Origin of the sequence: Baekduia sp. (assembly GCF_035685985.1) — a bacterium.
Taxonomy (GTDB): Bacteria; Actinomycetota; Thermoleophilia; order Solirubrobacterales; family Solirubrobacteraceae; genus Baekduia.
Window position 1 is genome coordinate 41,037 of record NZ_DASRZV010000037.1, and the last position, 25,018, is coordinate 66,054.

General features: G+C 70.7%; 19 protein-coding genes. 3 read left to right on the forward strand and 16 right to left on the reverse strand.

What is annotated here, in order from left to right; genetic code table 11:
* Nucleotides 1-2 precede the first annotated feature (2 nt).
* From rpsJ to fusA, 3 genes are all read right to left on the reverse strand, one after another.
* A complete protein-coding gene (gene rpsJ / locus VFG42_RS25075; RefSeq protein WP_027005623.1) occupies nt 3-329 on the reverse strand; it encodes a 30S ribosomal protein S10 in 327 nt (108 codons plus the stop codon).
* A gap of 195 nt (nt 330-524) precedes the next feature.
* Entirely contained in the window at nt 525-1,709 is a 1,185-nt protein-coding gene (gene tuf, locus VFG42_RS25080; RefSeq protein ID WP_324911577.1) for an elongation factor Tu, read from the reverse strand.
* Nucleotides 1,710-1,822: 113 nt separating this feature from the next.
* On the reverse strand, nt 1,823-3,922 hold the full coding sequence (fusA, locus tag VFG42_RS25085; protein ID WP_324911578.1) for an elongation factor G: 2,100 nt from the start codon (nt 3,920-3,922) through the stop codon (nt 1,823-1,825).
* Nucleotides 3,923-4,175: 253 nt separating this feature from the next.
* Between fusA and VFG42_RS25090 the strand changes: the two genes are divergently transcribed.
* Entirely contained in the window at nt 4,176-4,685 is a 510-nt protein-coding gene (locus VFG42_RS25090; protein WP_324911579.1) for a hypothetical protein, read from the forward strand.
* Between the two features lie 84 nt (nt 4,686-4,769).
* On the opposite strand, the gene rpsG is transcribed toward VFG42_RS25090, so the two are convergent.
* The 5 genes from rpsG to VFG42_RS25115 all read right to left on the reverse strand — a co-directional run bounded on the left by rpsG (nt 4,770) and on the right by VFG42_RS25115 (nt 9,971).
* Nucleotides 4,770-5,240, reverse strand: coding sequence for a 30S ribosomal protein S7 (rpsG, locus tag VFG42_RS25095; RefSeq protein WP_324911580.1), 471 nt, complete (start codon nt 5,238-5,240; stop codon nt 4,770-4,772).
* 7 nt (nt 5,241-5,247) lie between these two features.
* Nucleotides 5,248-5,643 carry a 30S ribosomal protein S12 gene (gene rpsL / locus VFG42_RS25100; RefSeq protein ID WP_324911581.1) on the reverse strand — a complete coding sequence of 132 codons (396 nt, stop codon included), beginning with the start codon at nt 5,641-5,643 and terminating at the stop codon, nt 5,248-5,250.
* A 141-nt stretch (nt 5,644-5,784) separates the two neighbouring features.
* A complete protein-coding gene (gene ald, locus VFG42_RS25105) occupies nt 5,785-6,918 on the reverse strand; it encodes an alanine dehydrogenase (RefSeq protein WP_324911582.1) in 1,134 nt (377 codons plus the stop codon).
* Between the two features lie 26 nt (nt 6,919-6,944).
* Nucleotides 6,945-8,582: a PucR family transcriptional regulator gene (locus VFG42_RS25110; RefSeq protein ID WP_324911583.1), complete on the reverse strand. Its 1,638-nt coding sequence runs from the start codon at nt 8,580-8,582 to the stop codon at nt 6,945-6,947.
* 9 nt (nt 8,583-8,591) lie between these two features.
* Nucleotides 8,592-9,971 carry an aspartate aminotransferase family protein gene (locus VFG42_RS25115; RefSeq protein ID WP_324911584.1) on the reverse strand — a complete coding sequence of 460 codons (1,380 nt, stop codon included), beginning with the start codon at nt 9,969-9,971 and terminating at the stop codon, nt 8,592-8,594.
* A gap of 218 nt (nt 9,972-10,189) precedes the next feature.
* On the opposite strand from VFG42_RS25115, the gene VFG42_RS25120 reads away from it, so the two are divergent.
* Nucleotides 10,190-10,360, forward strand: a complete 171-nt coding sequence (locus tag VFG42_RS25120; protein ID WP_324911585.1) for a hypothetical protein — start codon at nt 10,190-10,192, stop codon at nt 10,358-10,360.
* Here VFG42_RS25120 and VFG42_RS25125 read toward each other — a convergent pair.
* The 3 genes from VFG42_RS25125 to VFG42_RS25135 are packed head-to-tail and all read right to left on the reverse strand — an operon-like array spanning nt 10,357 to nt 12,621.
* Nucleotides 10,357-11,133: a class I SAM-dependent methyltransferase gene (locus tag VFG42_RS25125; protein WP_324911586.1), complete on the reverse strand. Its 777-nt coding sequence runs from the start codon at nt 11,131-11,133 to the stop codon at nt 10,357-10,359. The genes VFG42_RS25120 and VFG42_RS25125 overlap by 4 nt on opposite strands.
* Before the next feature lie 21 nt (nt 11,134-11,154).
* On the reverse strand, nt 11,155-11,697 hold the full coding sequence (locus VFG42_RS25130; RefSeq protein WP_324911587.1) for a hypothetical protein: 543 nt from the start codon (nt 11,695-11,697) through the stop codon (nt 11,155-11,157).
* Nucleotides 11,698-11,709: 12 nt separating this feature from the next.
* Nucleotides 11,710-12,621 (reverse strand): hypothetical protein, encoded by a 912-nt coding sequence (locus tag VFG42_RS25135; RefSeq protein WP_324911588.1) that lies wholly within the window; start codon nt 12,619-12,621, stop codon nt 11,710-11,712.
* Between the two features lie 164 nt (nt 12,622-12,785).
* On the opposite strand from VFG42_RS25135, the gene VFG42_RS25140 reads away from it, so the two are divergent.
* A complete protein-coding gene (locus VFG42_RS25140; RefSeq protein WP_324911589.1) occupies nt 12,786-13,316 on the forward strand; it encodes an HAD domain-containing protein in 531 nt (176 codons plus the stop codon).
* On the opposite strand, the gene VFG42_RS25145 is transcribed toward VFG42_RS25140, so the two are convergent.
* The 5 genes from VFG42_RS25145 to VFG42_RS25165 form a co-directional block, all read right to left on the reverse strand.
* Nucleotides 13,300-14,355, reverse strand: a complete 1,056-nt coding sequence (locus VFG42_RS25145; RefSeq protein WP_324911590.1) for a GGDEF domain-containing protein — start codon at nt 14,353-14,355, stop codon at nt 13,300-13,302. The genes VFG42_RS25140 and VFG42_RS25145 overlap by 17 nt on opposite strands.
* Nucleotides 14,352-15,446, reverse strand: a complete 1,095-nt coding sequence (locus VFG42_RS25150) for a GGDEF domain-containing protein (RefSeq protein WP_324911591.1) — start codon at nt 15,444-15,446, stop codon at nt 14,352-14,354. The genes VFG42_RS25145 and VFG42_RS25150 overlap by 4 nt, the downstream gene beginning before the upstream one ends.
* A gap of 207 nt (nt 15,447-15,653) precedes the next feature.
* A complete protein-coding gene (rpoC, locus tag VFG42_RS25155; protein WP_324911592.1) occupies nt 15,654-19,931 on the reverse strand; it encodes a DNA-directed RNA polymerase subunit beta' in 4,278 nt (1,425 codons plus the stop codon).
* 33 nt (nt 19,932-19,964) lie between these two features.
* The gene (locus VFG42_RS25160) at nt 19,965-23,612 is read right to left on the reverse strand and encodes a DNA-directed RNA polymerase subunit beta (protein ID WP_324911593.1); all 3,648 of its coding nucleotides are present in this window, start codon (nt 23,610-23,612) and stop codon (nt 19,965-19,967) included.
* 192 nt (nt 23,613-23,804) lie between these two features.
* On the reverse strand, nt 23,805-24,953 hold the full coding sequence (locus VFG42_RS25165; protein ID WP_324911594.1) for an MFS transporter: 1,149 nt from the start codon (nt 24,951-24,953) through the stop codon (nt 23,805-23,807).
* Between the last annotated feature and the right edge of the window lie 65 nt (nt 24,954-25,018).

A 25,018-nucleotide genomic window follows, 5' to 3' on the forward strand; every position in this document is an offset into this window, starting at 1 on the left:
GCTTAGGCGAGGAGCTTGATCTCGATGTTCACGCCGGCCGGGAGGTGGTCGAGGCGCTGGAGCGAGTCGACCGTCTTCGGGGTCGGCCCGTGGATGTCGATCAGGCGCTTGTGCGTCCGGATCTCGAAGTGCTCCTGCGAGTCCTTGTCCTTGAACGGCGACTTGATGACCGCGTAGATGTTGCGGTCGGTCGGCAGCGGCACGGGACCCGAGACGGTCGCGCCCGTGCGCGTCGCCGTCTCGACGATCTCCTTGGCCGCCGTCTCGAGGGCCTGGTGGTCGTAGGCCTTCAAGCGAATGCGGATCTTGTTCTGTGTGGCGGCTGCCATCTGCCTGTTCGATTCGATTCCGTCTGCTGTCTGGGAAATGCTGTCCGCTGGGTTGCCTCGTGGCTTTAGGAGCGGACCGCTCGCCGAATCCGACGGGTCTCCGCTCCACTCCCTGCGGTCGTATCTGAAGTTGGTGCTACGGGGTGCCTGCGCGTTGACGGGGCGCCCGAAGGCGCCCCGTCGCGCAAAGCGGTGTTACTGGATGATCTCGGTGACGACGCCCGAGCCCACCGTGCGGCCACCCTCACGGATGGCGAAGCGGAGGCCCTGGTCCATGGCGATCGGCTGGATCAGCTCGATCTCCATCGTGACGTTGTCGCCGGGCATGACCATCTCGACGCCCTCGGGCAGGTTAGCGACCCCGGTCACGTCCGTCGTGCGGAAGTAGAACTGGGGGCGGTAGCCGGTGAAGAACGGCGTGTGACGGCCGCCCTCCTCCTTCTTGAGGACGTAGACCTCGGCCTTGTACTTCGTGTGCGGCGTGATGGAGCCCGGCTTGCACAGCACCTGGCCGCGCTCGATCTCCTCACGCTTGGTGCCACGGAGCAGGCAGCCCACGTTGTCGCCGGCCTGGCCCTGGTCGAGGATCTTGCGGAACATCTCGACGCCCGTGACGACCGTGGTCGTCGTGTCCTTGACGCCGACGATCTCGACCGTGTCGCCCGTGTTGACGACGCCCTGCTCGATGCGGCCCGTGGCAACCGTGCCACGACCCGTGATCGAGAAGACGTCCTCGACCGGCATCAGGAACGGCTTGTCGAGGTCACGGGTGGGCTCCGGGATGTAGGAGTCCAGCGCGTCGGCCAGCTCGTAGATCTTCTGCTTGTACTCCTCGTCGCCCTCGAGCGCCTTCAGAGCGGACCCCGTGATGAACGGGATGTCGTCGCCCGGGAAGTCGTACTCGGAGAGGAGGTCGCGGACCTCGACCTCGACGAGCTCCAGGAGCTCCTCGTCGTCGACCATGTCGGCCTTGTTGAGGAACACGACGATGTAGGGGACGCCGACCTGACGGGCGAGCAGGATGTGCTCACGGGTCTGGGGCATCGGGCCATCGGCGGCCGAGACCACGAGGATCGCGCCGTCCATCTGCGCCGCGCCCGTGATCATGTTCTTCACGTAGTCGGCGTGGCCGGGACAATCGACGTGCGCGTAGTGACGCGCCTCGGTCTGGTACTCGACGTGCGACGTGGCGATCGTGATCCCGCGCTCCTTCTCCTCAGGAGCGTTGTCGATCTCCGCGAAGCTGCGAGCCTCGCCGCCCATCTTCTCGGCGAGCACCGTCGTGATGGCCGCGGTCAGCGTCGTCTTGCCATGGTCGATGTGACCGATGGTGCCGACGTTGACGTGCGGCTTGTCGCGCTCGAACTTCTCCTTCGCCACTTCTGTTCGCTCCTGTCTCGGAAGTCTTGTGTTGCGGTGTTCTAGAGGGGGGTGCTCACCTGGCGAACCAGGGAAAGCTATCGCGATCCGTCTCGCGACGTCCGCTGGGTGTGTTAGGCCGCCTCGGCGTTGCCGGTGCGACCCTCGACGATCTTCTCCGCGATGTTCGGCGGAACCTCGTCGTAGCTGTCGAACTGCATCGTGTACGTGGCGCGGCCCTGCGTGTTGGAACGCAGGTCCGTCGCGTAGCCGAACATCTCCGACAGCGGGACGCGGGCCGTGACGGCCAGGGCGTTGCCCCGGCGATCCTGACCCTCGACGCGACCGCGGCGGCGGCTGAGATCGCCGATCACGTCACCCAGGAAGTCCTCCGGGGTGACGACCTCGACGGCGAAGATCGGCTCGAGCAGGACGGGCTTGGCGCGCTTGGCCGCCTCCTTGAAGGCGAGCGAGCCGGCGACCTTGAACGCGATCTCCGAGGAGTCCGTGTCGTGGTACTTGCCGTCGACGAGCGTGACGCGGATGTCGACCATCGGGTAGCCGGCCTTGACGCCGGTCTCCATGGCCTCCTCGACGCCCTTCTCGATCGCGGGGATGAACTCGGTCGGAACCGAGCCGCCCTTGATCTTCGAGACGAAGTCGAAGCCCTCGCCGGGCGCCGGCTCCATGTCGATGTAGACGACGCCGTACTGGCCCGAGCCACCGGTCTGGCGGACGAACTTGCCCTCGATCTTGGTGGCGGTGCCGCGGATCGTCTCGCGGTAGGAGACCTGCGGCTTGCCGACGTTGGCCTCGACGTTGAACTCGCGGCGCATGCGGTCGACCAGCACCTCGAGGTGCAGCTCGCCCATGCCGGAGATCTCGGTCTGGCCCGTCTCCTCGTTGGTCTGGACCTGGAACGTCGGGTCCTCCTCGGCCAGACGGCCCAGGGCGACCGACATCTTCTCCTGGTCGGACTTGGTCTTCGGCTCGACGGCCACCTTGATGACCGGCTCCGGGAACTCGATCTGCTCGAGCTTGATCGGAGCGTCCGGCGCGGCCAGCGTGTCGCCGGTGACGATCTGCTTGATGCCGACCGCCGCGGCGATGTCGCCCGCGTAGACCTCCTCGAGCTCCTCGCGGTCGTTGGCGTGCATCATCAGGATGCGGCCGACGCGCTCGGTCTTGCCGGAGGAGACGTTGAGGATGCGCGACCCGGCCGACAGGCGGCCCGAGTACACGCGGAAGTAGGTGAGCTTGCCGACGAACGGGTCGGCCATGATCTTGAACGCCAGCGCGGCGAACGGCTCGTCGTCGGAGGCGCTGCGCGTCTCCTCGCTGATGTCGCCGTTGCGGGCCTCGACCGTGCCCTCGACCGGCGGGACGTCCAGCGGGGACGGCAGGTAGTCGAGGACCGCGTCCAGCAGCGGCTGCACGCCCTTGTTCTTGAAGGCCGAGCCGCAGAAGACCGGGGTGATCTGGATCGCCAGGACGGCCTTGCGGATCGACTCCTTGAGCTGGTCGACCTCGACGTCGCCGTTCTCGAGGTAGGCCTCGGCGAGGTCGTCGTCGAACGTCGTCAGCGCGTCGAGCAGGGCCTCGCGCGCCTCGGCGGCGCGGTCGGCGTGCTCGTCCGGGATGTCGACGACGTCGAAGTCCTTGCCCAGGTCATCCTTGTAGATGATGGCCTTCATGCCGATCAGGTCGATGATCCCGACCAGGTCGGCCTCGGCGCCGATCGGCAGCTGCACCGGGATGGCGTTGGCGCCCAGGCGGTCGACCATCGTCTCGACCGCGCGGTCGAAGTCCGCGCCGATGCGGTCCATCTTGTTGATGAACGCGATGCGCGGGACGTGGTACTTGTCGGCCTGGCGCCAGACCGTCTCGGACTGCGGCTCGACGCCGGCGACCGAGTCGAAGAGGGCGATCGCGCCGTCCAGGACGCGCAGCGAGCGCTCGACCTCGACGGTGAAGTCCACGTGGCCGGGCGTGTCGATGATGTTGATGCGGTGGTCGTTCCACTCGCACGTCGTCGCGGCGGACGTGATGGTGATGCCGCGCTCCTGCTCCTGCTCCATCCAGTCCATCGTCGCGGCGCCCTCATGCACCTCGCCGATCTTGTAGGTGCGACCGGTGTAATAGAGGATCCGCTCGGTCGTCGTCGTCTTGCCGGCGTCGATGTGCGCCATGATCCCGATGTTCCGGGTCTTCTGAAGAGAGAACTTGCGTGGCATATCTGAGTCGGCTGGCGGTGAAGGGAGCGAGGGTGGTTGCGGGCAAAGAAAACGGGCCCCTCGGGCCCGCGCGCACGTCAGGAAGCTGTCCTGGGCGTGGCGCTATGTGCTCGAGGAATCCATCCTTGCTGCGCGGAGGGCGACCCGGGGACGAGCGCGCATGAGCGGCGCTCTACACGGGGCAGAACGCGATGATAGCAAAGGCCCGAACGCCGCCCGGGCGTCGTCGGGCGTCCTGCTGACGGTCCGGCTCGTGCTGGCCCTCCTGGGCCTCGCGGGCGCGGTCCTGTTGTTGGTGGCCTCGTTCGCCACGGTGATCGAGATCACGGTCGGGACGACGTCGAAGGTGGTCGACGCCGACACCGCGCAGAGCGGCTGGGATCGGCACGGTCCGGCCTTGCTGCTGCTGGGGTTCCTCGCGCTGTTCCTGCTCTTCGCCGGGCTGCGGGGCGCGCGGGTCGCGGTGGTGGGGCTGGTCGTCGTCGGCGTCGCGTCGCTGGCGATCGCGTGGGCGTGGGACCGCCCGCACGTGCACGACACGGGATCGGTCGGCGACGTGTACGCGGACGCGACCGCGGATCCGGGGACGGGCTACTACCTGGAGACGCTCGGGGGCGCGCTGCTGCTGTTGGTCGGCGGGTCGCTGCTGGTCTTCGGACGGACGCCGGGCCCGGGGCCGCGCGCGCCGGAGGCGCCGACGTCGGCGTCCGCCGAGGAGCGCTCGCGGGCGCGCCGCGCCCGGCGGGCGGCGAGCGCGGAGTAGCCGGCGCGCTCCGCGTCCCCAGAAACGCGAACGGCCGCCCCGAGGGGCGGCCGTTTCCGCGAAGCGTGGTGCGCGTGGCGCGGGCTACCAGCGGTAGTGCGCGAAGGCCTTGTTGGCCTGCGCCATGCGGTAGATGTCGTCCTTGCGCTTGTAGGCGCCGCCCTGGGAGTTCTGGGCGTCCAGCAGCTCGTTGGCGAGGCGCTGGGCCATCGTCTTCTCGCGGCGGGCGCGGGCGAACTCGACGAGCCAGCGGACGGCGAGCGTGCGAGCGCGGCGCGGCTGGACCTCGACCGGGACCTGGTAGGTCGCGCCGCCGACGCGGCGGGAGCGGACCTCGAGGGCCGGCGTGAGGGCCTTCAGCGACGCCTCGAGCTGCTCGACCGGGTCCTTGCCGGTCTTCTCGCCGATGATGGCGAGCGCGTCGTAGACGATCCGCTCGGCCGTGCTCTTCTTGCCGTCGAGCATGACCTTGTTGATGACCTGGGTGACCAGGCGCGAGCGATGGACGGGGTCCGGCTCGATGGGCCGGATCGTTGCGGCGGAGCGGCGGGGCATGAAGTCTCTACTTCTTCTTGACGCCGTACATGGAACGGCTCTTCTTGCGGTCCGACACGCCGGAGGCGTCCAGCGTGCCGCGGATGACCTTGTAGCGCACGCCCGGGAGATCCTTGACGCGGCCGCCGCGCACGAGCACGACGGAGTGCTCCTGCAGGTTGTGGCCCTCGCCCGGGATGTAGGAGGTGACCTCCACCGAGCCGGTGATGCGAACACGCGCGACCTTGCGCAGCGCGGAGTTCGGCTTCTTGGGCGTCGTCGTGTAGACGCGCGTGCAGACGCCGCGGCGCTGCGGGGCGGCCTGCTTCTTCTTGTTGCCCTTCCCGGACTTCAGGCCCGGGGTGGACATCTTGCGCGGCTTGGGCTTGCGACCCTTGCGGACGAGTTGGCTCGTGGTGGGCATGCGGCGCGTGATGGTAGCAAGCGTTCGGCCCCAGTCCGTTTCCGGAGGGTGACGCCGCGGCCCACCGGATACCGGCCGATGGGCCGCACATCTTCTCGCGCGCGCGAGAAGTCCGTCGCGTGGGACCGGGTTCGATTCCCGCTAGGCCGCGGCGGGAACCCGGTCCAGCGCGGCGAGCGGGTCCACCGCCGTCAGGCCCTGGTCGATCGCGACGGGCTCGTAGGTGACCTCGCCGGCGGCGACGTTGAGGCCCGCCAGGAAGCCCGGGTCGGACTTCAGCGCGGCGTGGACGCCCTGCTCGGCGAGCTTGACGACGTAGGGCATCGTCGCGTTGGTCAGCGCGAACGTCGAGGTGATCGGCACCGCGCCGGGCATGTTGGCCACGCAGTAGTGGGTCACGCCGTCGACCTCGTAGGTCGGGTCGGTGTGCGTCGTCGGGCGCGAGGTCTCAAAGCACCCGCCCTGATCGATCGACACGTCGACCAGCACCGCGTTGGCCTTCATCAGCTTGAGCTGCTCGCGCGTGATCACGTGCGGCGCCTTCGCGCCGTGGACCAGGACGGCGCCGACGACCAGGTCGACCTCGGGCAGCAGGCGCTCGATCGACAACGTCGACGAGAACACCGTCGAGCAGCGGTTGTTGAGCAGGAAGTCCAGCTCGCGCAACCGGTCGATCGAGCGGTCGAAGACGTAGGTCTCGGCCCCCATGCCGATCGCGATCTCCGCCGCCGTCAACCCCACGACGCCACCGCCGATGACCATCACCTTGCCCGCCGCGACGCCCGGCACGCCGCCGAGCAGCAGGCCGCGGCCACCGAGCGGCTTCTCCAACATGAACGCGCCCGCCTGCGTGGCGATCTTGCCCGCGACCTCGCTCATCGGCGCCAGCAACGGCAGCTTGCCCTTGGCGTCGGTCACCGTCTCGTAGGCGATGCACGTCGCCCCGGACTCGCGCAGCCCCCGCGTCAGCTCGGCGTCGGGCGCGAGGTGCAGGTAGGTGAACAGCGTGTGGCGCGGCTCGAGCATCGCGACCTCGACCGGCTGGGGCTCCTTGACCTTGACGATCATGTCGGACCCCGCGAACACCGCCGCCGCGTCGGGCACGATCGACGCGCCCTGCTCCGCGTACTCGGCGTCGGGGATCGCCGACCCCTCCCCCGCCCCGTGCTGGATCAGGACCTCATGGCCCCGGTCCACCAGCTCGCGCACGCCCGCGGGCGTGAACGCGACGCGGTACTCGTCGGTCTTGATCTCGGTCGGAACGCCAACCTTCATGTGGGACTCCCCTCCCGCGCGGGAACTCAGCTGACCAGCTCGCGCCCGCGCAGCGCCAGCCAGAACTCGATGCGATCGCGGGCGCTGGCGAGGTCGCGCCCCGTCAGCTCCTCGATCTTTCGGATGCGGTACCGCAGCGTGTGGCGGTGGCAGTACAGGCGCCGCGCCGCGGCCTCCCACTGCCCGTTGCACTCGATGAAGGCCTCCAGCGACCGCATCAGCTCGCCGCCGTAGTGGCCCTCGCCCGTCTCGATCGGGCCCAGCAGGGACTCGCAGAACAGGCGCAGCGCGTCGCTGTCCTGCAAGGACAACAACAACTGGAAGGACCCGAGGTCGCGATAGGTCGCGACCGTCGGCTTGGTGGAGACCGCGGCGGAGCTGCCGTTGCTCCCGTGGCCGTTCAGCTCGGCGCCGACCGGGCGGCCGAGCGTCCGGGCCTCCAGCGCGCAGCGCGCCTCGTGGTAGGCGCGGCGGGCGTCGCCGGCGGCGACCGCGCGGCCCGCGCCGGCCGCCGGCGCGCTGCCGAGCTTGGCCACGACGCGGTCCAGCACCCGCTGGGAGAGCTCGAACAGCTCCTCGTCCAGGAAGCCCGGAAGCAGCGCGCAGACGTGGCTGTTGGCGGTCGCGACCAGGCCGCTGACGGCCTCGTCGCGCAGCGCGGAGGCCAGCGCGGCCTCGCAGGCCTCCGGCCCGCCGCCCTTGCCCGCGGTGCGCGGCGGCGGCGACAGCACCAGCGCGGTCACGCGCCCGCCGAGGCCGAACGGCTCCAGGCGCCGCGCGAGGTCCGGCCCCGCGACGGTCCCGGTGACCAGCTCGCTGAGCACGTCGCCGGCCAGCCGGCGCTCGGTCGACGCCGCGACGTGGCGGCGCAGCAGCTCCAGCGCGACGACCGTCACCGCCTGGTGCAGCACGACGCGGTCGAACTCCGACAGGCCGCCGGAGTCCTTGATCGCGACCAGCCACGCCTGCGGCAGGCCGGTCGTCTCGGCGCCCGCGACCGGCAGCGCGAGCGAGCGCGGCGCGAGGTCGGGGTGCGACGGCACGAAGCCGCGCGCCTCGGTGCGGCGGGCGCGCTCGCGCAGCTCGGCGCCGACGGCGGCGATCGCGTCGTCGGGCAGCTCGCGGCGGAACGCGTGCAGCGCCTGCGGCTCGCCGCGGCCGTCGAAGACGATCGTCGTCCCGCCGATCAGCGTCGCCAGCGCGGCGGCGATCGCGTCCAGCCCGCGCTCGGAGAGCACGATCCGCTGCAGGCGCTCCTGCACCGCGATCGACCGCTGCAACAACGCGTACTGCTCGTTGACCAGGCGCGCGAACGCCTTCTCGGTCACCGCGATGAACGGCGTGTCGTAGGAGATCTCGATCAGCGGGAAGTCCCGCTCGGCCGCGGCCTCGATCAGCGCCTCGGGCACGGCCTCGTGCCCGAAGCCGACGCCGAACCCCAGGCCCGCCAGGCCGTGGTCGGCCAGCTGCGTGACGTACGCGCGCTGCTCGGCCGCCGACGACAGCGACAGGCCGGTCGTCAGCAGCAGCTCACCGCCCGAGAGCCACGGGGTCGGGTCCGCCAGCTCGGAGATGTGAACCCAGCGGACCGGCGCGTCGAGGTTCGCCTCACCGGCGAGGACCCCGACGTCCAGATCCCGCAGCAGCTCTCGGACGGTCAGCATGGTCGTCCGCTACCCGACGCTCATGCGTCGGGAAGCCTCCTCGAGGACCGGGCGCAGGACGCTCTCGATCTCCGCGAACTCGTCCGGGCCCGCGATGAGCGGCGGCGAGAGCTGGATGACCGGGTCGCCGCGGTCGTCGGCGCGGCAGATCAGCCCGCGCTCGAACAGCTCGGAGGACAGGTAGCCGCGCAGCAGCGTCTCGGACTCCTCGTGGGTGAAGGACTCCTTGGTGTCCTGGTCCTTGACCAGCTCGATCGCCTGGAAGTAGCCCGCGCCGCGCACGTCGCCGACGATCGGGATGTCGCGCAGCGAGTCGAGCATGCCGCGGAACGCGGGCTCGTTGGCGCGGACGTTGCCGAGGATGTCCTCGTCCTCGAAGACCGCGATGTTGGCCAGCGAGACGGCCGCCGCGACCGGGTGGCCGCCGAACGTGATGCCGTGGGTGAACGTCGTCGTGCCGTGCGAGAACGGCTCGAAGACCTTCTCGGAGGCGATGACCGCGCCCATCGCGGCGTAGGCCGAGGTGATGCCCTTGGCCGTGGTGATGATGTCGGGCTGGTAGTCGAAGCGCTGCGCGCCGAACCACTCGCCGAGCCGGCCCCACGAGCAGATGACCTCGTCGGAGATGAAGAGGACGTCGTAGTGGTCGGCGATCTCGCGGACGCGCTCGAAGTAGCCCTCCGGCGGGACGAAGCAGCCGCCGGCGTTCTGGACCGGCTCGAGGATGATCGCGCTGACGGTCTCCGGGCCCTCGAACTCGATGCGGTGGGCGATCGCCTCGACCAGCTCCTCGGGCCTGTGCCCCTCGGGCAGCCGGTAGGTGTTGGTGTTCGGGACGTGGCAGCCGCCCGCGGGCAGCGGCTCGTAGGGCGCGCGCAGGTTGGCGATGCCGGTCGCCGTCAGGCAGCCCATCGTCGTGCCGTGGTAGGCCGTCTCGCGCGCGATGACCTTGTACTTGGTCCCGTTGCCGCGGAGCTTGTGGTACTGGCGAGCGAGCTTCAGCGCCGACTCCACGGCCTCCGAGCCGCCGGAGGTGAAGAACACGCGGTTGAGGTCGCCCGGCGTCAGCTCGGCGATCTTGGCCGCCAGCTCGATCGCGCGCGGGTGCGCGTAGCTCCAGTTGGTGAAGAAGCCCAGCTCCTTCGCCTGATCGGCACCCGCCTGCGCCACTTCGGCGCGGCCGTGGCCGATGTTGGTGCAGAACAGCGAGCTCAGGCCGTCGAGGTACTTCTTGCCGTGCTGGTCCCAGACGTAGCAGCCCTCGCCACGCGTGATGATGGGCACCTCGGCGCCCTCCTGGTACGCGCCCATGCGGCTGAAGTGCATCCAAAGGTGCTTGCGGGCCAGCTCCTGAAGCTCGGCGTTCGTCGTCTCGGCGGTGGTCGCCATCGACAGGTCTCCCTTTCCCGTTGTCCGATCTGGCAGGTACGGCGTCGCGATGGACAACGGTACCGGCCCGGCAAGCGTCGCGGGAGCGTGACCTCCGCGCTGGCCGAAGATCCTCACGCCGTTACGACGGTTCGGACAACCCCCTGATCGGGGGCCTTGAAGGTCCGATTGCCGTTTGGTGTGTCACATCCGCGCTCGCCGCACGTACTTAAGGACGGGTGCCACATGTCCACTGTCCCAGCTGCGGTCTCTCCAGCTACGCGGTGATCCCGCACAGCACCGCGTCGCTGTGCCCGTATTGCGACGCCGAGCTGTTCCCGCGCATCGTCCGCCCGGCCGCCGGCGAGGACGACGCGACGGCCGCCGAGATCGAGGCCGAAGCAGCCTAGGGTCGCGGCGGCGGCGCCACGACCAGGCGCAGGCCCGCGTCGTAGGCGTCCAGCGTGCGCAGGTGGCCGTGGCGCTCGTCCCAGGCGCCGGAGGCCAGGTCGCGGCGCACGTCGGCCACCACGCGCTCCACGACGTCGCGCGGCTGGCGCGCGAAGCCGCTGGTGGCGGCCCGCGCCGCCGGGTCCAGGACGCGCTCGGGGTGCGCCCAGAAGGACAGGAGCGTCTGGTCGGGCGTGTCGCGCGCGACCGGGATCGTGTGCACGCGCGCGTCGCCGCCGAGCCACCCCGCGAGCTGCCGCGGCGGCGGGCAGATCGCGCGGTCCATCGCGCCGACCTCGGTCAGGTAGTCGGCCATCAGCCACATCGCGCCGCTGACCTCCGGGTCGTAGGTGAGGATCACGACCGGCCCGCGCGCGACCCGCCGCAGCTCGCGCACGCCGCGCTCGCGGTCGGCGTCCCAGTGGTGGACGGTCATGATCGCCATCGCCGCGTCGACGCTGCCGTCGCGCAGCGGCAGTGCGGCCGCGCCCGCCCTGATCGCCGGCGCCAGCTCGGCCGGCCGCTGCGCCGCCATCACGTCGCTGGGCTCGACCGCGATCACGTGCCGGTCGCCGGGCTCGTAGGACCCCGCGCCCGCGCCGACGTTGACGACCGTCCGCGCCGTCCCGAGCGCCACCGCGATCAGCGCGGCGACCGTGGGGTCCTCGCGCCGCCGCGCGGCGTAGCCGTGCCCGATCGCGTCGTAGCGCGGCGTGACGTCCTGCGCGGCCATCACGGAAGCGTAGTTCCGGCGTCAATCGGTCTTGACCGGCGCGCGGTCCAGGTCCTGCAGGTGGTAGCCGAGCGCGTGGAAGCCGCGGCGGGCGGCGAGGAGGTCGGCGCGGGTCCGGGCGGAGACGATCCGCCCGGTGCTCAGCAGCGCGTTGGCGGCCTGGACGTCGCCGTGCTCCAGCGCGGTCCGGGCGCGGTCGAGGTCGGCGGCGAAGGAGCGGATGCCGGCGACGTAGCGGGCCTGCGGCGCGACGGCGGGCTCGGGCGGGTGCAGGGAGTCCAACCGCGTCGCCCAGTCGCGCAGCAGCCGCTGCAGGCCCGCGACGTGCTCGGCCTGCCGCGCGGCGCCGGCGTCGGAGTCCAGGTCCCGGCCCACGCCGTATCTGGCGGCCAGGCCCTGCGCGGCGCGCGGGAAGGCGTCCTCGTACTGCTTCTGGCTCAGCGAGCCGGTCGGCAGCTCGGGGACCGGCAGGGGCTTCTCGCCGCAGCCCGTCAGGACGGCGGCCAGCAGCAGGACGACGCCGAGGCACGGCAGACGGCGGCGGAGGCGGAGGCGGCGCGGCACGCCGCCCGAACGCTACGCGGCGGCGCCGGCGGGCGCGACGCCGTGGCCGGCGGTGACCGCGCCGTCGGCGGAGCGCGCCGGGGGCGTCATCGCCGAGGCGACGATGACCAGCAGGAACGCGACGGCCTGGAGCACGATGCCGAGCGTCGTGCCGGGCATCGGGTCGCCGAAGACGATGATCCCGGCGGCGACCGTCGTGATGTTCGCGGCGGTGCCGGTGATCGCGATCACGCTGACCGCGTCGCCGTCCTGCAGACCGCGGGCCGAGGAGAAGAACGCGGCGATCGACGCGCTGACCGTCACCCACAGCCACGGGCTGGAGGCGATGCCGACCAGGCCCTCGTGCCCGGCGATGCCGGTCAGGGCCTTGATGGCCACGTCCGACACGCCGAACAGGACGCCCGCCGCGGCGCCGAGCATGACGCCGTGGTGGTGGGCCGGGGCGCCGACGCGCGGGCCCATGATCAGCAGGCCGCCGATGCCGAACAGCCCGGCCTCGAAGGCGATCATCGCCGGGACCGAGAACGTCGAGTGCGCGTTCTCGCTGCTGTGCGGGAACGTCACCGCCAGCAGGATCAGGCCCATGCACGTGAGCGCCAGGCCCCACCACTGCCGGTTGCCGACGACGACGCCGAACAGCCGCTGGGCCATCACGCCGATCATCACGACGCCGCCGGCCAGGACGACCTGGACGACCGAGATCGGCGCCATCGCCAGCGCGGCGACGTGGAAGATCCAGGCGCTCGTGGCGATCGCCATGCCGATGGCGAACCACTTCGAGGAGTACAGCTGCCGCGCCGTGCGGAACGGATGCCGGATGTCGACCTTCGGGCACTCGCAGGCACCGCGGTGCTTGAAGAAGAAGCCCAGGTTCGAAACGAAGGCGCAGACGAGCGCGAGAAGGATGCCGAGTTGGATCGTCACGTGGTGGTGGTGGCGTGGGGCGATGGCAAGGTCAGGCGGCGCGGGCTGGAGTAGCCCGACTCACCGATCTCTCGCCCCAGAGATCGGCAAACGTTCCGAACCGCTTGACCCAAACGGTCCTGGCAGAGCGTAGCGGTCCCAGTTCCTACCTGCATAAGGTTTGGATGAAGATGCTCGGAGACCTCGAATTGCAGGCGAAACCCCTGTTGCTCATGGACATCGACGGCGTGATCTCGCTTTGGGGGTTCCCCATGGACGTTCGTCCACCTGGCGCGTTCGCGGTCATCGAAGGCATCCCGCACTTCCTTTCCACCCGCGCGGCCGAGCACCTGCTGGAGCTCCAGGACTCGTTCGCGCTCGTGTGGTGCAGCGGCTGGGAGGAGCGGGCCGACGAGCACCTCCCCCACCTGCTCGGGATGCCGAAGGGCCTGCCCCACCTGGCCTTCGACCGCTCGCGCGCCGACGTCTCCCGGCGCGCGCACTGGAAGCTCGACGCGATCGACGCCTTCGCCGGCCCGGATCGCCCGCTGGCGTGGGTCGACGACGCGTTCAACGACGCCTGCCACGCGTGGGCGGCGCGGCGCTCGGCGCCGACGCTGCTGGTCGCCACCGAGCCGCCGACCGGCCTGGTCGACGAGCACGCGGCACGGCTGCGCGCGTGGGCGCGGTCGCTCGGGGTCAGGCCGCCAGCATGACGCGGTCGCGCCCGGCGGCCTTGGCCTCGTAGAGCGCCGCGTCGGCGCGCGCGTACTGCCCGTCGAGGTCGAAGCCGCCCGCGCCCGAGACCGCGACGCCGAAGCTCATCGTGATCGGGTGGCCGGCGATCGGCTCGGCGCGGATCGCCTCGCGCAGCTTCTCGGCCAGGCCGCGTGCCTCGTCGGGCGTCGCGCCCGGGAGCAGGACGACGAACTCCTCGCCGCCGAGCCGGTAGGCGAGGTCGTAGGCGCGCAGCGCGGCCCGCCAGCGGTAGGCGATCTCGCGCAGGACCGCGTCGCCGACCTGATGGCCCTCGCGGTCGTTGATGGCCTTGAAGTGGTCCAGGTCGCCGAGGACGAGCCCGACCGGCCGCCCGGAGACCTCGGACTGCAGCGCGAGCTCGCGGCCGCGGGCGGCCAGCGCCTTGCGGTTGAGCATCTGCGTCAGCGGGTCGACGATCGCGTCGGCGCGGTGCTCGACCTCCGAGCGCATCAGCGCGCTGCCGACCAGCGCGATCCCGCAGACCAGCGAGAACGGGAAGGCGACGAGGTACGGCGCGTCGAGCACGCGCTGGGCGTCGACGCCGAACGTCGCGGCCAGCAGCACGGCGACGGTCAGGCCGACGCCCGCCACCAGCCCGCGCGGCGTGAAGCGCCCGATCGCCGCGGCGATCGGGATCCCCAGCCACATCAGCAACGGCGAGTCGGGCCCGTGGGTCAGCGCGGCGCTGACGCCGATCAGGATCTGCGCGAGCGACCACGCGGTCGCGTAGACGATCTCGGCGTGCTCGGTGCGCGCCATCAGCCAGTCGCCGAGCATGAACGCCCCGGCGACCAGCGGCAGCAGCAGGACCGGCCACCAGCCGAGCTCGGGGATCGCCGAGAGGACCACCAGGCCCTCCAGCGCGAAGACGATCTGACGCGCGGTGCGCGGGCGGCCGTCGACCTCCTGCAGCCGCGCGCGGACCGCGTGGTCGATCAGCCAGGTGTCCTCGGCGGCGGGGTCCAGCGCGCCCGCGGCGGCGATCGGCGGGATCATGCGACGGCCTCCAGCCGCGGGGGCGCCTCGCCGGGCCCGCCGCAGACGCGGTCGCGGCCGCCGCGCTTGGCGCGGTACAGCGCCGCGTCGGCGTCGGCGTAGAGCGCGTCGAAGTCGAACGCCTCGCCGTCGGCCGAGGCGGCCACGCCGAAGCTCATCGTCACGTGCTGCCCGGCGACCGGCGCGGCGCCGATCGCCCCGCGCAGGCGCTCGGCGACCTCCTCGGCCTCGACGACGCTCGCGCCCGGCAACAGCACCAGGAACTCCTCGCCGCCCAACCGGTAGGCCATCTCGTAGGCGCGCAGCGACAGGCGCCAGCGGAACGCGACGTCGCGCAGCACCGCGTCGCCGACCTGGTGGCCAGCGGTGTCGTTGACGTTCTTGAAGTGGTCGAGGTCCCCGACGACGACGCCGACGGGTCGCCGGGTCAGCGCGGTCTGCTGCGCCAGCTCGGCGGCGCGCGTGACCAAGGCCTTGCGGTTGAGCATCTGGGTCAGCGGGTCCATGACGGCCTCGGCGCGCTGGGCGACCTCGGAGTGCATGTGCGCCCAGCCGAACAGCGCGACGCCGACGACGAGCATCGCCGGGAACGTGACCAGCGACGGGCGGTCGAGGACCGCGGACGCGTCGGACGCGAAGGCCATGCCGATCAGCAGCGCCAGCGTCAGCGTGACGCCGGCGACGATCCCGCGCGTCGTGAAGCGGCCGGGAAGCGACGAGACCGCGAGCGCGTACCAGAGCACGCACGGCGCCTGGGGGCCGTCCATGAGCAGCGCGCCGGCGGTGATCGCGACGAGCGTGCCGACCCACGCGACCAGGAACGGGACCTCCGGCCGCGCGACCTTCGGCATCCGCCGGTCGCAGACGGCGAAGACCGCCGCGACCGCGACCATCGGCGCGGGCGTCCACCAGCCGAGCCACGGAGCGCATCCCAGCAACACCATCAACTGCAGGACGAACGTCAGGTTGCGCAGCGTGCGCACCCGACCGCCCATGTCGAGCAGCCGCTGCCGACCGAGCTCGTCGATCAGCCATGTCGCCGGGGCAGGCGTCCCCTGGCCGGCGCCTTCTGCAGCGACCGGACTCGTCATCCCCATGCCTGCATCGTCGGCAGCGGCGCACAGGTTTTGAGGAGGTTTGACCGCGCAGGACGCCGAAAAGGACGCGGTTTGCGGGGCGCGATGGAGCTTTGCGGACGGATGGTCGAGGCAGGCGACCCGGATCCCTCGTGAGCCGTGCCGGAACGAAAGAGGGCGCCCCGAAGGGCGCCCTCTGAGGCTGCGTGGTCGCGCGAGCGGCTACTGCTGCTCGTCGTCCTGCGGCACGTCCAGCTCGGCCAGCTCGTCGGCGAACCCGGTGTCGCCACCGGCGCCGATGTCCTCGAGCTGCGCGAGGTCCTGGTCGAAGCCGGCGCCGAAGGCGCCGAGGCCGTCACCGTCGCCGAGGCCCAGCTCGGCGGCGATCTCGTCCTGGTCGAGCAGGCCGACCTCGTCCATGGCGCGGGGCAGCGGCTCCGACGGCTCGATCTCGATCCGGCGGTAGCGCTTCAGGCCCGTCGCGGCCGGGATCAGCTTGCCGATGATCACGTTCTCCTTCAGGCCGTTGAGCGTGTCCTTCTTGCCCTCCAGCGCCGCGTCGGTCAGCACCTTCGTCGTCTCCTGGAAGGAGGCCGCCGACAGGAAGGAGTCCGTGTTCAGGGACGCCTTCGTGATCCCGAGGATGATCTCCTCGAACTGGGCCGTCTCGCCCTTGCTCTTCTTGATGTCGTCGTTGACCCGCGCGAACTCGTAGCGGTCCACGAACTGGCCCGGCAGGTAGTTCGTGTCGCCCTTCTGGTCGACGCGGACCTTCTTGAGCATCTGGCGGACGATCAGCTCGATGTGCTTGTCGTTGATGTCCACGCCCTGCGACTTGTAGACCTCCTGGACCTCCTTGACCAGGTACTGCTCGGTCTCGGTCCGGCCGCGGAGCTTGAGCAGGTCGTGCGGGTACAGCGAGCCCTCGTTGAGCTGCGTGCCCGCCGCGACGCGCTCGCGGTCCTCCACGAGCAGGCGCGTCCGGCGCGGGAACGTGTAGCGGTGCTCCTCGCCGGTGTCGTCGGTGACGACCACGGTGCGCGCCTTGTCGGTCTCCTCGACCGCCACGACGCCGTCCTGCTCGGCGATCTGCGCCAGGCCCTTCGGCTTGCGGGCCTCGAACAGCTCGACGACACGCGGCAGGCCGTGCGTGATGTCCGCGCCGGCGACGCCGCCGGTGTGGAACGTGCGCATCGTCAGCTGCGTGCCCGGCTCGCCGATCGACTGCGCGGCGACGATGCCGACCGCGTCGCCGATCTGCGCGAGGTTGCCGGTCGCCATCGAGCGGCCGTAGCACGCCTGGCACACGCCGGAGGTCGCCTCGCACTTCAGGGTCGAGCGGACGTTGACGACCGGACGGCCGCCGTTGTCGTACTCGCCCTGGAAGAGCTCGACGATCCGCGCGAACTCGGCGCGGTCGATCTCCTGGCCCTTCTTGACGATCGCCTTGTCGCCCTTGCCGCCGATGTCGGCGGGCGCGATGCGCCCGACGAGGTTGTCGTTCGGGGCGCCGCCGGCGGCGAACACCGGGAGGTCGATGCCCTCCGTGGTGCCGCAGTCCAGCTCGCGGATGATGACGTCCTGGGACACGTCGACCAGACGGCGGGTCAGGTAGCCCGAGTCCGCCGTGCGCAGCGCCGTGTCGGCCAGGCCCTTGCGGGCGCCGTGCGTCGAGATGAAGTACTCGAGGACCGTCAGGCCTTCCATGAAGTTGGCCTTGATCGGGCGCTCGATGATCTCGCCCTTCGGGTTGGCCATCAGGCCGCGCATGCCGGCCAGCTGGCGGATCTGCGAGATCGAGCCTCGCGCGCCCGACGTGGCCATCATGTAGATCGGGTTGAGGTGGTCGAAGTGGTCCTGCATGGAGTCGGCCACCTCGTCGGTCGCCTGCGTCCACTTCTCGACGACCAGCTCGTGGCGCTCCTCCTGCGTGATCAGGCCCATGTCGTACTGGTCCTGGATCTCCGCGACCTCGTCCTCGTACTTCTTGAGGATCTCGGGCTTCTGCGGCGGGATGACCACGTCGTTCTTGGACACCGTGATGCCGGCCAGCGTCGCGAAGTGGAACCCGAGGTCCTTGAACGCGTCGAGGACCAGGGCCACCGCGCTGGCGCCGTACGACTGCACGAGCGCGTCGATCAGCTTGACGGTGTCCTTCTTGCGCATCGCCTGGTTGACGAAGGTGTACAGCTCGGGCGAGTAGTCCTCGCCCAGAGCCTCCTCCAGCGCGCGCTCGATCTTGTCGTTGTAGATGATGCGGCCGACCGTCGTCAGGATGTGGCCGCCCTCGCGGTTGGCCTGGCGGTACTCGGCGAGGTCGTGCAGGCCCACGAGCTTGTTGTCGTAGGACAGCTCGGCCTCCTGCGCCGTCCGGAACACCTTCGGGCGCGGCTCGCTGCTCGGCCACTCGCCGGCGGCCAACTTGGCCTGCTTCTCCGACAGCTCGGACGCGTCCGGGCCGTGCGTGAGGTAGAAGGTGCCCAACACCATGTCCTGCGCGGGCGTCGCCAGCGGCGCGCCGTGCGCGGGGGACAGGATGTTGTTGGAGGACAGCATCAGGATGCGGGCCTCCGCCTGCGCCTCGGCGCTCAGCGGGAGGTGGACCGCCATCTGGTCACCGTCGAAGTCCGCGTTGAACGCGGAGCAGACGAGCGGGTGGACCTGGATCGCCTTGCCCTCGACCAGCACCGGCTCGAAGGCCTGGATGCCCAGGCGGTGCAGCGTGGGCGCGCGGTTCAGGAGCACCGGGTGCTCGTGGATGACCTGCTCCAGGACGTCCCAGACCTCGGGGATCATCGAGTCCACCATCTTCTTGGCGGCCTTGATGTTCTGCGCGGCCTTGCGCTCGACGAGCTGGGCCATGATGAACGGCTTGAACAGCTCCAGCGCCATGAGCTTCGGCAGGCCGCACTGGTGCAGGCGCAGCGACGGGCCCGACACGATCACCGATCGGCCGGAGTAGTCCACGCGCTTGCCCAGGAGGTTCTGGCGGAAGCGGCCCTGCTTGCCCTTCAGCATGTCCGAGAGCGACTTCAGCGGGCGGTTGCCCGGGCCCGTGACGGGCCGGCCGCGGCGGCCGTTGTCGAACAGCGCGTCGACGGCCTCCTGCAGCATGCGCTTCTCGTTGTTGACGATGATCTCGGGCGCGCCGAGGTCGAGGAGGCGCTTCAACCGGTTGTTGCGGTTGATGACGCGGCGGTAGAGGTCGTTGAGGTCCGACGTCGCGAAGCGGCCGCCGTCGAGCTGGACCATCGGGCGCAGCTCCGGCGGGATGACCGGGACGGCCTCGAGCACCATGTGCTCCGGCTTGTTGTCGGAGTGCAGGAAGGCCGAGAGGACCTTCAGGCGCTTGACCGCGCGGGCCTGCTTCTGGCCCTTGCCGTTCTTGACCTGGTCCTCGAGGTCCTCGCGCTCGTGCTCGAGCACGATGCCCGGCTGGTCCTGCGGGGCGAGGTCGTCGCCCGCCAGGCGGTCGGCGTCCGTCTCGCGCGGGGGCGCGAGGCGGTCGTACTCGTCCTTCTCCAGCAGCAGCGTGCGGATGTGCTCGGCGCCCATGCCGCCGCCGAAGTACTCGCCGAAGCCGAAGGGCGAGCCGAAGCGGTGCTTGAGCTCACGGAAGAACGTCTCGTCGGCGACGATCGTCTTGGGACGGAACTCGTCCTTCTCGGCGGCCTTGTCGACGTAGGTGTTCAGCGGCCAGTCCTCGCCCTCCTGCGGGGGCTCGTCGGACGGCTCCTCCTTGTTGGCGAAGAGCTTCCAGACGTCCTTGAGGCGCTCGCGCGCGTCCTCGTAGTAGGCCTGGGTGTCGTCGATGTCGGAGGCGAACGTCTTCTGGATCTCCTTGACGAGCTTCTCGCGCTCGTCGTCGGAGAGCTTCTTGACGTTGATGTCCAACGACTCGGCCCAGAGGTGGTCCTCGTCGCCGAAGTCGCCCTGCTCGCCGGAGCCCAGGAACGTGATCCGCGCCTCGCGGCTCTTGCGCAGCTCCTCGACGCGCTCGTTCTCCTCCTCGCGCAGGCGGGTCAGCTCCTCCTGCATCTCGCCCTCGAGCTTGGGCAGGTCGCGCCAGCGCGCCTCCTGGTCCACCCACGTCACGATCGACGCTGCGAAGTACAGGATCTTCTCCAGCTCCTTGGGCGCCATGTCCAGCAGGTAGCCGATGCGGCTCGGGACGCCCTTGAAGAACCAGATGTGGCTGACCGGGGCGGCGAGGTCGATGTGGCCCATGCGCTCACGGCGCACCTTGGACCGCGTCACCTCGACGCCGCAGCGCTCGCAGACGATGCCCTTGTAGCGGACGCGCTTGTACTTGCCGCAGTAGCACTCCCAGTCCTTGGTGGGACCGAAGATGCGCTCGCAGAACAGGCCGTCCTTCTCGGGCTTCAGCGTGCGGTAGTTGATGGTCTCCGGCTTGGTGACCTCGCCGGAGGACCACCCGCGGATCTGCTTGGAGGACGCCAGTCCGATCTCGATGGCGTCGAAGTTGTTGATGTCGATCATGCGATCTCTCTCAGGTCGTGCGGGTGGTACGTCTTAGGCCTCGTCCTCGACCAGACCGTCCTCGGGCAGGTCGCCCAGGTCGATCTCGCCGTCGACGTCGAGGTCGGGCGCGTCGTCGGTCTCGGCCTCGCCGGAGGCCTGGCCGTCGCCGGAGGCGTCCGTGTCGTCGGAGCCCTCGACCGCCTCGTCGGCGGCCTGGCCGTCGCCGGCCCGGACGCCCGAGAGGTCGATGCCGAGCTCCTCGGCGGCGCGCAGCAGGTCGTCGTCCTCGTCGGCCATCTCGGCGCGCTGGCCCTCCTCGGAGACGACGTTGACGTCGAGCGCCAACGACTGCATCTCCTTGAGGAGCACCTTGAAGGACTCGGGGATCGACGGCTCGGCGATGTTCTCGCCCTTGACGATCGCCTCGTAGGCCTTGACGCGCCCGACGGTGTCGTCGGACTTGATGGTCAGCATCTCCTGCAGCGTGTAGGCGGCGCCGTAGGCCTCCAGGGCCCACACCTCCATCTCGCCGAAGCGCTGGCCGCCGAACTGCGCCTTGCCGCCCAGCGGCTGCTGGGTGACCAGCGAGTACGGGCCGGTGGAGCGCGCGTGGATCTTGTCGTCCACGAGGTGCAGCAGCTTCAGGATGTACATGTAGCCGACCGTCACGACGCCCTCGAACGGCTCGCCGGTGCGGCCGTTGAAGAGGCGGAACTTGCCGGTGGCCTGACGGCCCGGAACGCGGCTGGTGTCCACGTCCATCTTGATCTTGCCGCCGTACTTCGTGTGGTCCTCCTGCCAGCGCACCAGCGCGCGGTCGACGTCCTCCAGGGAGGCGCCGTCGAAGACCGGGGTGGCGGTGTAGACCTTCTCGCCGTGCTTGAAGCCCTTCTCCTCGTCGTCGAACCAGCCCTGCGCGGCGGCCCACCCGAGGTGGGTCTCCAGGATCTGGCCGACGTTCATGCGGGACGGGACGCCCAGCGGGTTGAGGATGACGTCGACCGGCGTGCCGTCCTCGAGGAACGGCATGTCCTGCTCGTCGACGATCTTCGAGATGACGCCCTTGTTGCCGTGGCGGCCGGCGAGCTTGTCGCCCTCGGAGATCTTGCGCTTCTTGGCGACGAACACGCGGACGAGGTCGTTGACGCCCGGCGGCAGGTCGTCGCCGTTCTCGCGGCTGAAGGTCATGACGTCGATGACGACGCCGCCCTCGCCGTGCGGGACCTTGAGCGAGGTGTCGCGGACCTCGCGCGCCTTCTCCTTGAAGATCGCGCGGATCAGCTTCTCCTCGGCCGTCAGCTCGGTCTCGCCCTTCGGCGTGACCTTGCCGACCAGCAGGTCGCCGGAGCCGACCTCGGCGCCGATGCGGACGATGCCGCGGTCGTCGAGGTTGCGCAGCGACTCCTCGGAGCGGTTCGGGATGTCGCGCGTGATCTCCTCGTCGCCCAGCTTCGTCGTGCGGGCGTCGATCTCGTACTCCTCGATGTGGATCGAGGTGAGCTCGTCGTCCTTGACCAGGCGCTTGCTGAGGATGATCGCGTCCTCGAAATTGTAGCCCTCCCAGGACATGAAGGCGACCATCAGGTTCTTGCCCAGCGCCATGTCGCCCTTGTCCGAGGCGGAGCCGTCGGCCAGGAGGTCGCCCTTCTTCACCTGCTGGCCGGTCGAGACGAGCGGCTTCTGGTGGATGAGCGTGCCCTGGTTGGAGCGCATGAACTTCTGGAGCTCGTGCTCGTCGCGGCCCTCGTCGTGCTCGACGACGATCTGCTCGGCGTCGACGTAGGCGATCGTGCCGTCGTGCTGGGCGAGGATCAGGTCGCCCGTGTCCATGGCGGCGCGACGCTCCATGCCGGTGCCCACGACCGGGGCGTCGGTCTTCAACAGCGGCACGGCCTGGCGCTGCATGTTCGAGCCCATCAGCGCGCGGTTGGCGTCGTCGTGCTCGAGGAACGGGATCATCGCCGTGGCGACCGACCAGATCTGCTCGGGCGAGACGTCCATCAGGTCGACGTCCTTGGGCGCGACCGTGACGTACTGGCCGGCCTGCGTGCGGCAGAGGACCTCGGGGCCCTTGAGCTTGTTGGTCTTCGGGTCGACCGGGTGGTTGGCCTGCGCGATCAGGCGCTGCTCCTCCTGGGTGGCGTCCAGGTGGACCAGCTCGTCGGTGACCTCGCCGTCCTTGATGACGCGGTAGGGCGTCGTGACGAAGCCGTGCTCGGAGACCTCCGCGTAGGAGGACAGCGAGCCGATGAGGCCGATGTTCGGACCCTCCGGCGTCTCGATCGGGCACATGCGGCCGTAGTGCGTCGGGTGGACGTCGCGGACCTCGATGGGCGCGCGCTCGCGGGTCAGGCCGCCGGCGCCCAGCGCCGACAGGCGGCGGCGGTGCGTCAGGCCCGAGAGCGAGTTCGTCTGGTCCATGAACTGCGACAGCTGCGACGAGCCGAAGAACTCCTTCAGCGCGGCGACGACCGGGCGGATGTTCACGATCGTCTGCGGCGTGATCGTGTCCTCGTCCTCCGTCGTGAGGCGCTCGCGGACGACGCGCTCCATGCGGTAGAGGCCGATCCGGAAGGCCTCCTGGATCAGCTCGCCGACCGTGCGCAGGCGGCGGTTGCCGAAGTGCTCGTACTCGTCGAGGCGGTCGGCGATCGGCTCACGCGGAAGCGCGGTGGCCTCGGCGGCGTAGTCCTTGATCTCGACCTCGCCGTCCTCCGGGATGCCCAGGAGCTTGGGCAGCGAGATCAGCTCGCGGACGAGCGCGTGGATGTCGTCGTGCGTGAGCGTGCGGGTCTCGAGGTCGATGTCGAGGCCCAGGCGCGCGTTGAGCTTGTAGCGGCCGACCCGCGTGAGGTCGTAGCGCTTGGGGTCGAAGAAGAGCTGGTTGAGCAGCGCGTAGGCGGCGTCCACCGACGGCGGCTCGCCCGGACGCTGCTTCTTGAAGAGCTCGATGAGCGCGCCCTTCTTGGTCTTCGTCGGCTCCGGGTCGCTCTCGATCGTGTTGCGGATGTAGAGCGAGTTCTCGAAGAGCGCCGCCAGCTCGGTGTCGAGCTTCTCGATGTCCTCGTGGGACTCCTCGACGTCGGCGTCGGTCTCCGGGTTGTAGGCCATCGCGCGCAGCAGGACCGTGACCGGCAGCTTGCGCTTGCGGTCGATCCGGACGAAGACCTTGCCCTTCTTGTCGATCTCCATCTCCAGCCACGAGCCGCGGGCGGGCATCAGGTTGGCCGTGAAGACCTGCTTCTCGCGGTCCTTGGCCTCCATGATGTAGGCGCCGGGCGAGCGCACGAGCTGCGTCACGACGACGCGCTCCGTGCCGTTGATGATGAACGTGCCACGCTCGGTCATCCACGGGAAGTCGCCCATGAAGACGGACTGCTCGCGGATCTCGCCCGTCTCGTGGTTGATGAACGCGACGGTGACGGTGAGCGGACGGCTGTAGGTCAGGTCCTTCTCGCGGCACTCCGCGATCGAGTTCGGCGGGGCGTCGAACACGAAGTCGCCGAAGTTGACGGCGAGGTGACCGGTGTAGTCCTCGATCGGCGAGATGTCGTCGATGGTCTCGCGGAGACCACCGTTCTCGGGATCGACCAGCCACTCGAACGAGCGGCGCTGGATGTCAATGAGGTTCGGAAGGTCGAGGACCTTGTCCAGGCGCGCGAAAGAGCGGCGCGTCCGGGTGGCGTCGAGGGCAGGCACTACGGCGACTCCTCAGGGGTGGAGGCGGGCAAACTGGGAGGGCGCGCCCCGCTGCCGGGTGACGCAGAGGCGCGACCTGCCAATCTAGCACAGGCCGAAGTGGACCCCGATGCGCGGGGCGGTCGGCGCTCACGGACCCCGCCCCGGCCCCCGCGTATGTGGCGCGGGAAGCGTGCTTCCGGGCGGCTGCGACTATTGGCCGACGCGCGGCAGTGTAGCGGTGGACGGCGACGGGTGCCAGATGCCGAGGGCCACCGGCCAGACCGCCAGGACCGCGACGCCGGCCGACGCGATGGCGGCGGCGGGCGTGGTCGCGCGCGCCAACACGCCGACCAGCGGGCCGCCGAGGCCGACGCCCGCGTCGAAGAACGAGAAGAAGAGGCCCGCCGCGGCGCCGTGGCAGGCGGCGGGGACGCGGCGCAGCGCCAGGACGCCGAGCGCGGGGACGGCCAGCGCCTGGCCGCCGGCGAGGACGATCGTGGCCGCGGCGCCGGCGCCGCCCGCGCCGGCGAGCGCGAGCGCGACCAGGCCCAGGCCCTCGGCGACGACGCAGGCGCGCAGGGTCGTCTCGGCGCCGAGGCGGTCGGGGATCCGCGCGCCGAGCGTCCGGGCGGCGATGACGGTCACCGCGAAGACCGGGACGATCGCCGTGAGGTGGCCGACCTGGGCGCCGAAGGCGATCACCGCGACGTAGCCGACGTTGACCAGCGCGAGGCCCGCGCCGGGGCGGGCGATCGCGGCGGCGATCGCGCGAGCGCCGCCGCGGCGCTCGTCGTCCTGGTGGCCGCGGGCGGCGTCGGGGCCGGGCGCGCGCGGCAGGACCAGCACCAGCGGGACGGCGAGCAGCGGCAGGACGGCGGCGGCGATCAGCACCGCGCGCGCCTCGCCGCCGAGCGCATCGGCGATCAGCGGGCCGACGGCCAGCCCCGCGTAGTTGGCCAGGCCGATGTGGCCGAGCGCGCGGCCGCGGTGCTCGGGGCCGGCGAGCCGCAGCAGCCAGAGGACGGCGGCGGCCATCATCATGCCCTCCCCCGCGCCGACGAGCAGGCGGCTCGCGTCGAGCGTCGCCAGGCCGCCGCCCAGCGCGGGGAGCGTGCCGGCGGCCATCACCGCGGCGCCGACCACGACCGGCGGGCACGGGCCGACGCGGTCGGCCACCCGGCCGCCGGCGGGCCGCGCGACGATCGCCGTCAACGCGGGCGCGCCGACCGCCAGGCCGAGCGCGGCCGCGCTGCCGCCGAGGTCGTGTCCGACGTGGGACGGCAGGATCCGCAGCACCGCGCCCAGCGCGGCGTAGCAGAGCGCGGCGGCGGCCAGGACGGCGAGGTAGGTGCGCGACACGCCCGCCACGCTGCCCCTTCAACCGTTCGGCGGCCGCCGAAGCGTCAGGCGCCCGACCGGCGCCG

Coding starts and splice junctions, on each gene's coding strand:
- rpsJ (WP_027005623.1), bottom strand. CDS start 329: ATGGCAGCCGCCACACAGAACAAGATCCGCATTCGCTTGAAGGCCTAC.
- fusA (WP_324911578.1), bottom strand. CDS start 3,922: ATGCCACGCAAGTTCTCTCTTCAGAAGACCCGGAACATCGGGATCATG.
- rpsG (WP_324911580.1), bottom strand. CDS start 5,240: ATGCCCCGCCGCTCCGCCGCAACGATCCGGCCCATCGAGCCGGACCCC.
- rpsL (WP_324911581.1), bottom strand. CDS start 5,643: ATGCCCACCACGAGCCAACTCGTCCGCAAGGGTCGCAAGCCCAAGCCG.
- ald (WP_324911582.1), bottom strand. CDS start 6,918: ATGAAGGTTGGCGTTCCGACCGAGATCAAGACCGACGAGTACCGCGTC.
- VFG42_RS25110 (WP_324911583.1), bottom strand. CDS start 8,582: ATGCTGACCGTCCGAGAGCTGCTGCGGGATCTGGACGTCGGGGTCCTC.
- VFG42_RS25115 (WP_324911584.1), bottom strand. CDS start 9,971: ATGGCGACCACCGCCGAGACGACGAACGCCGAGCTTCAGGAGCTGGCC.
- VFG42_RS25125 (WP_324911586.1), bottom strand. CDS start 11,133: ATGGCCGCGCAGGACGTCACGCCGCGCTACGACGCGATCGGGCACGGC.
- VFG42_RS25140 (WP_324911589.1), top strand. CDS start 12,786: ATGAAGATGCTCGGAGACCTCGAATTGCAGGCGAAACCCCTGTTGCTC.
- VFG42_RS25145 (WP_324911590.1), bottom strand. CDS start 14,355: ATGATCCCGCCGATCGCCGCCGCGGGCGCGCTGGACCCCGCCGCCGAG.
- VFG42_RS25150 (WP_324911591.1), bottom strand. CDS start 15,446: ATGACGAGTCCGGTCGCTGCAGAAGGCGCCGGCCAGGGGACGCCTGCC.
- rpoC (WP_324911592.1), bottom strand. CDS start 19,931: ATGATCGACATCAACAACTTCGACGCCATCGAGATCGGACTGGCGTCC.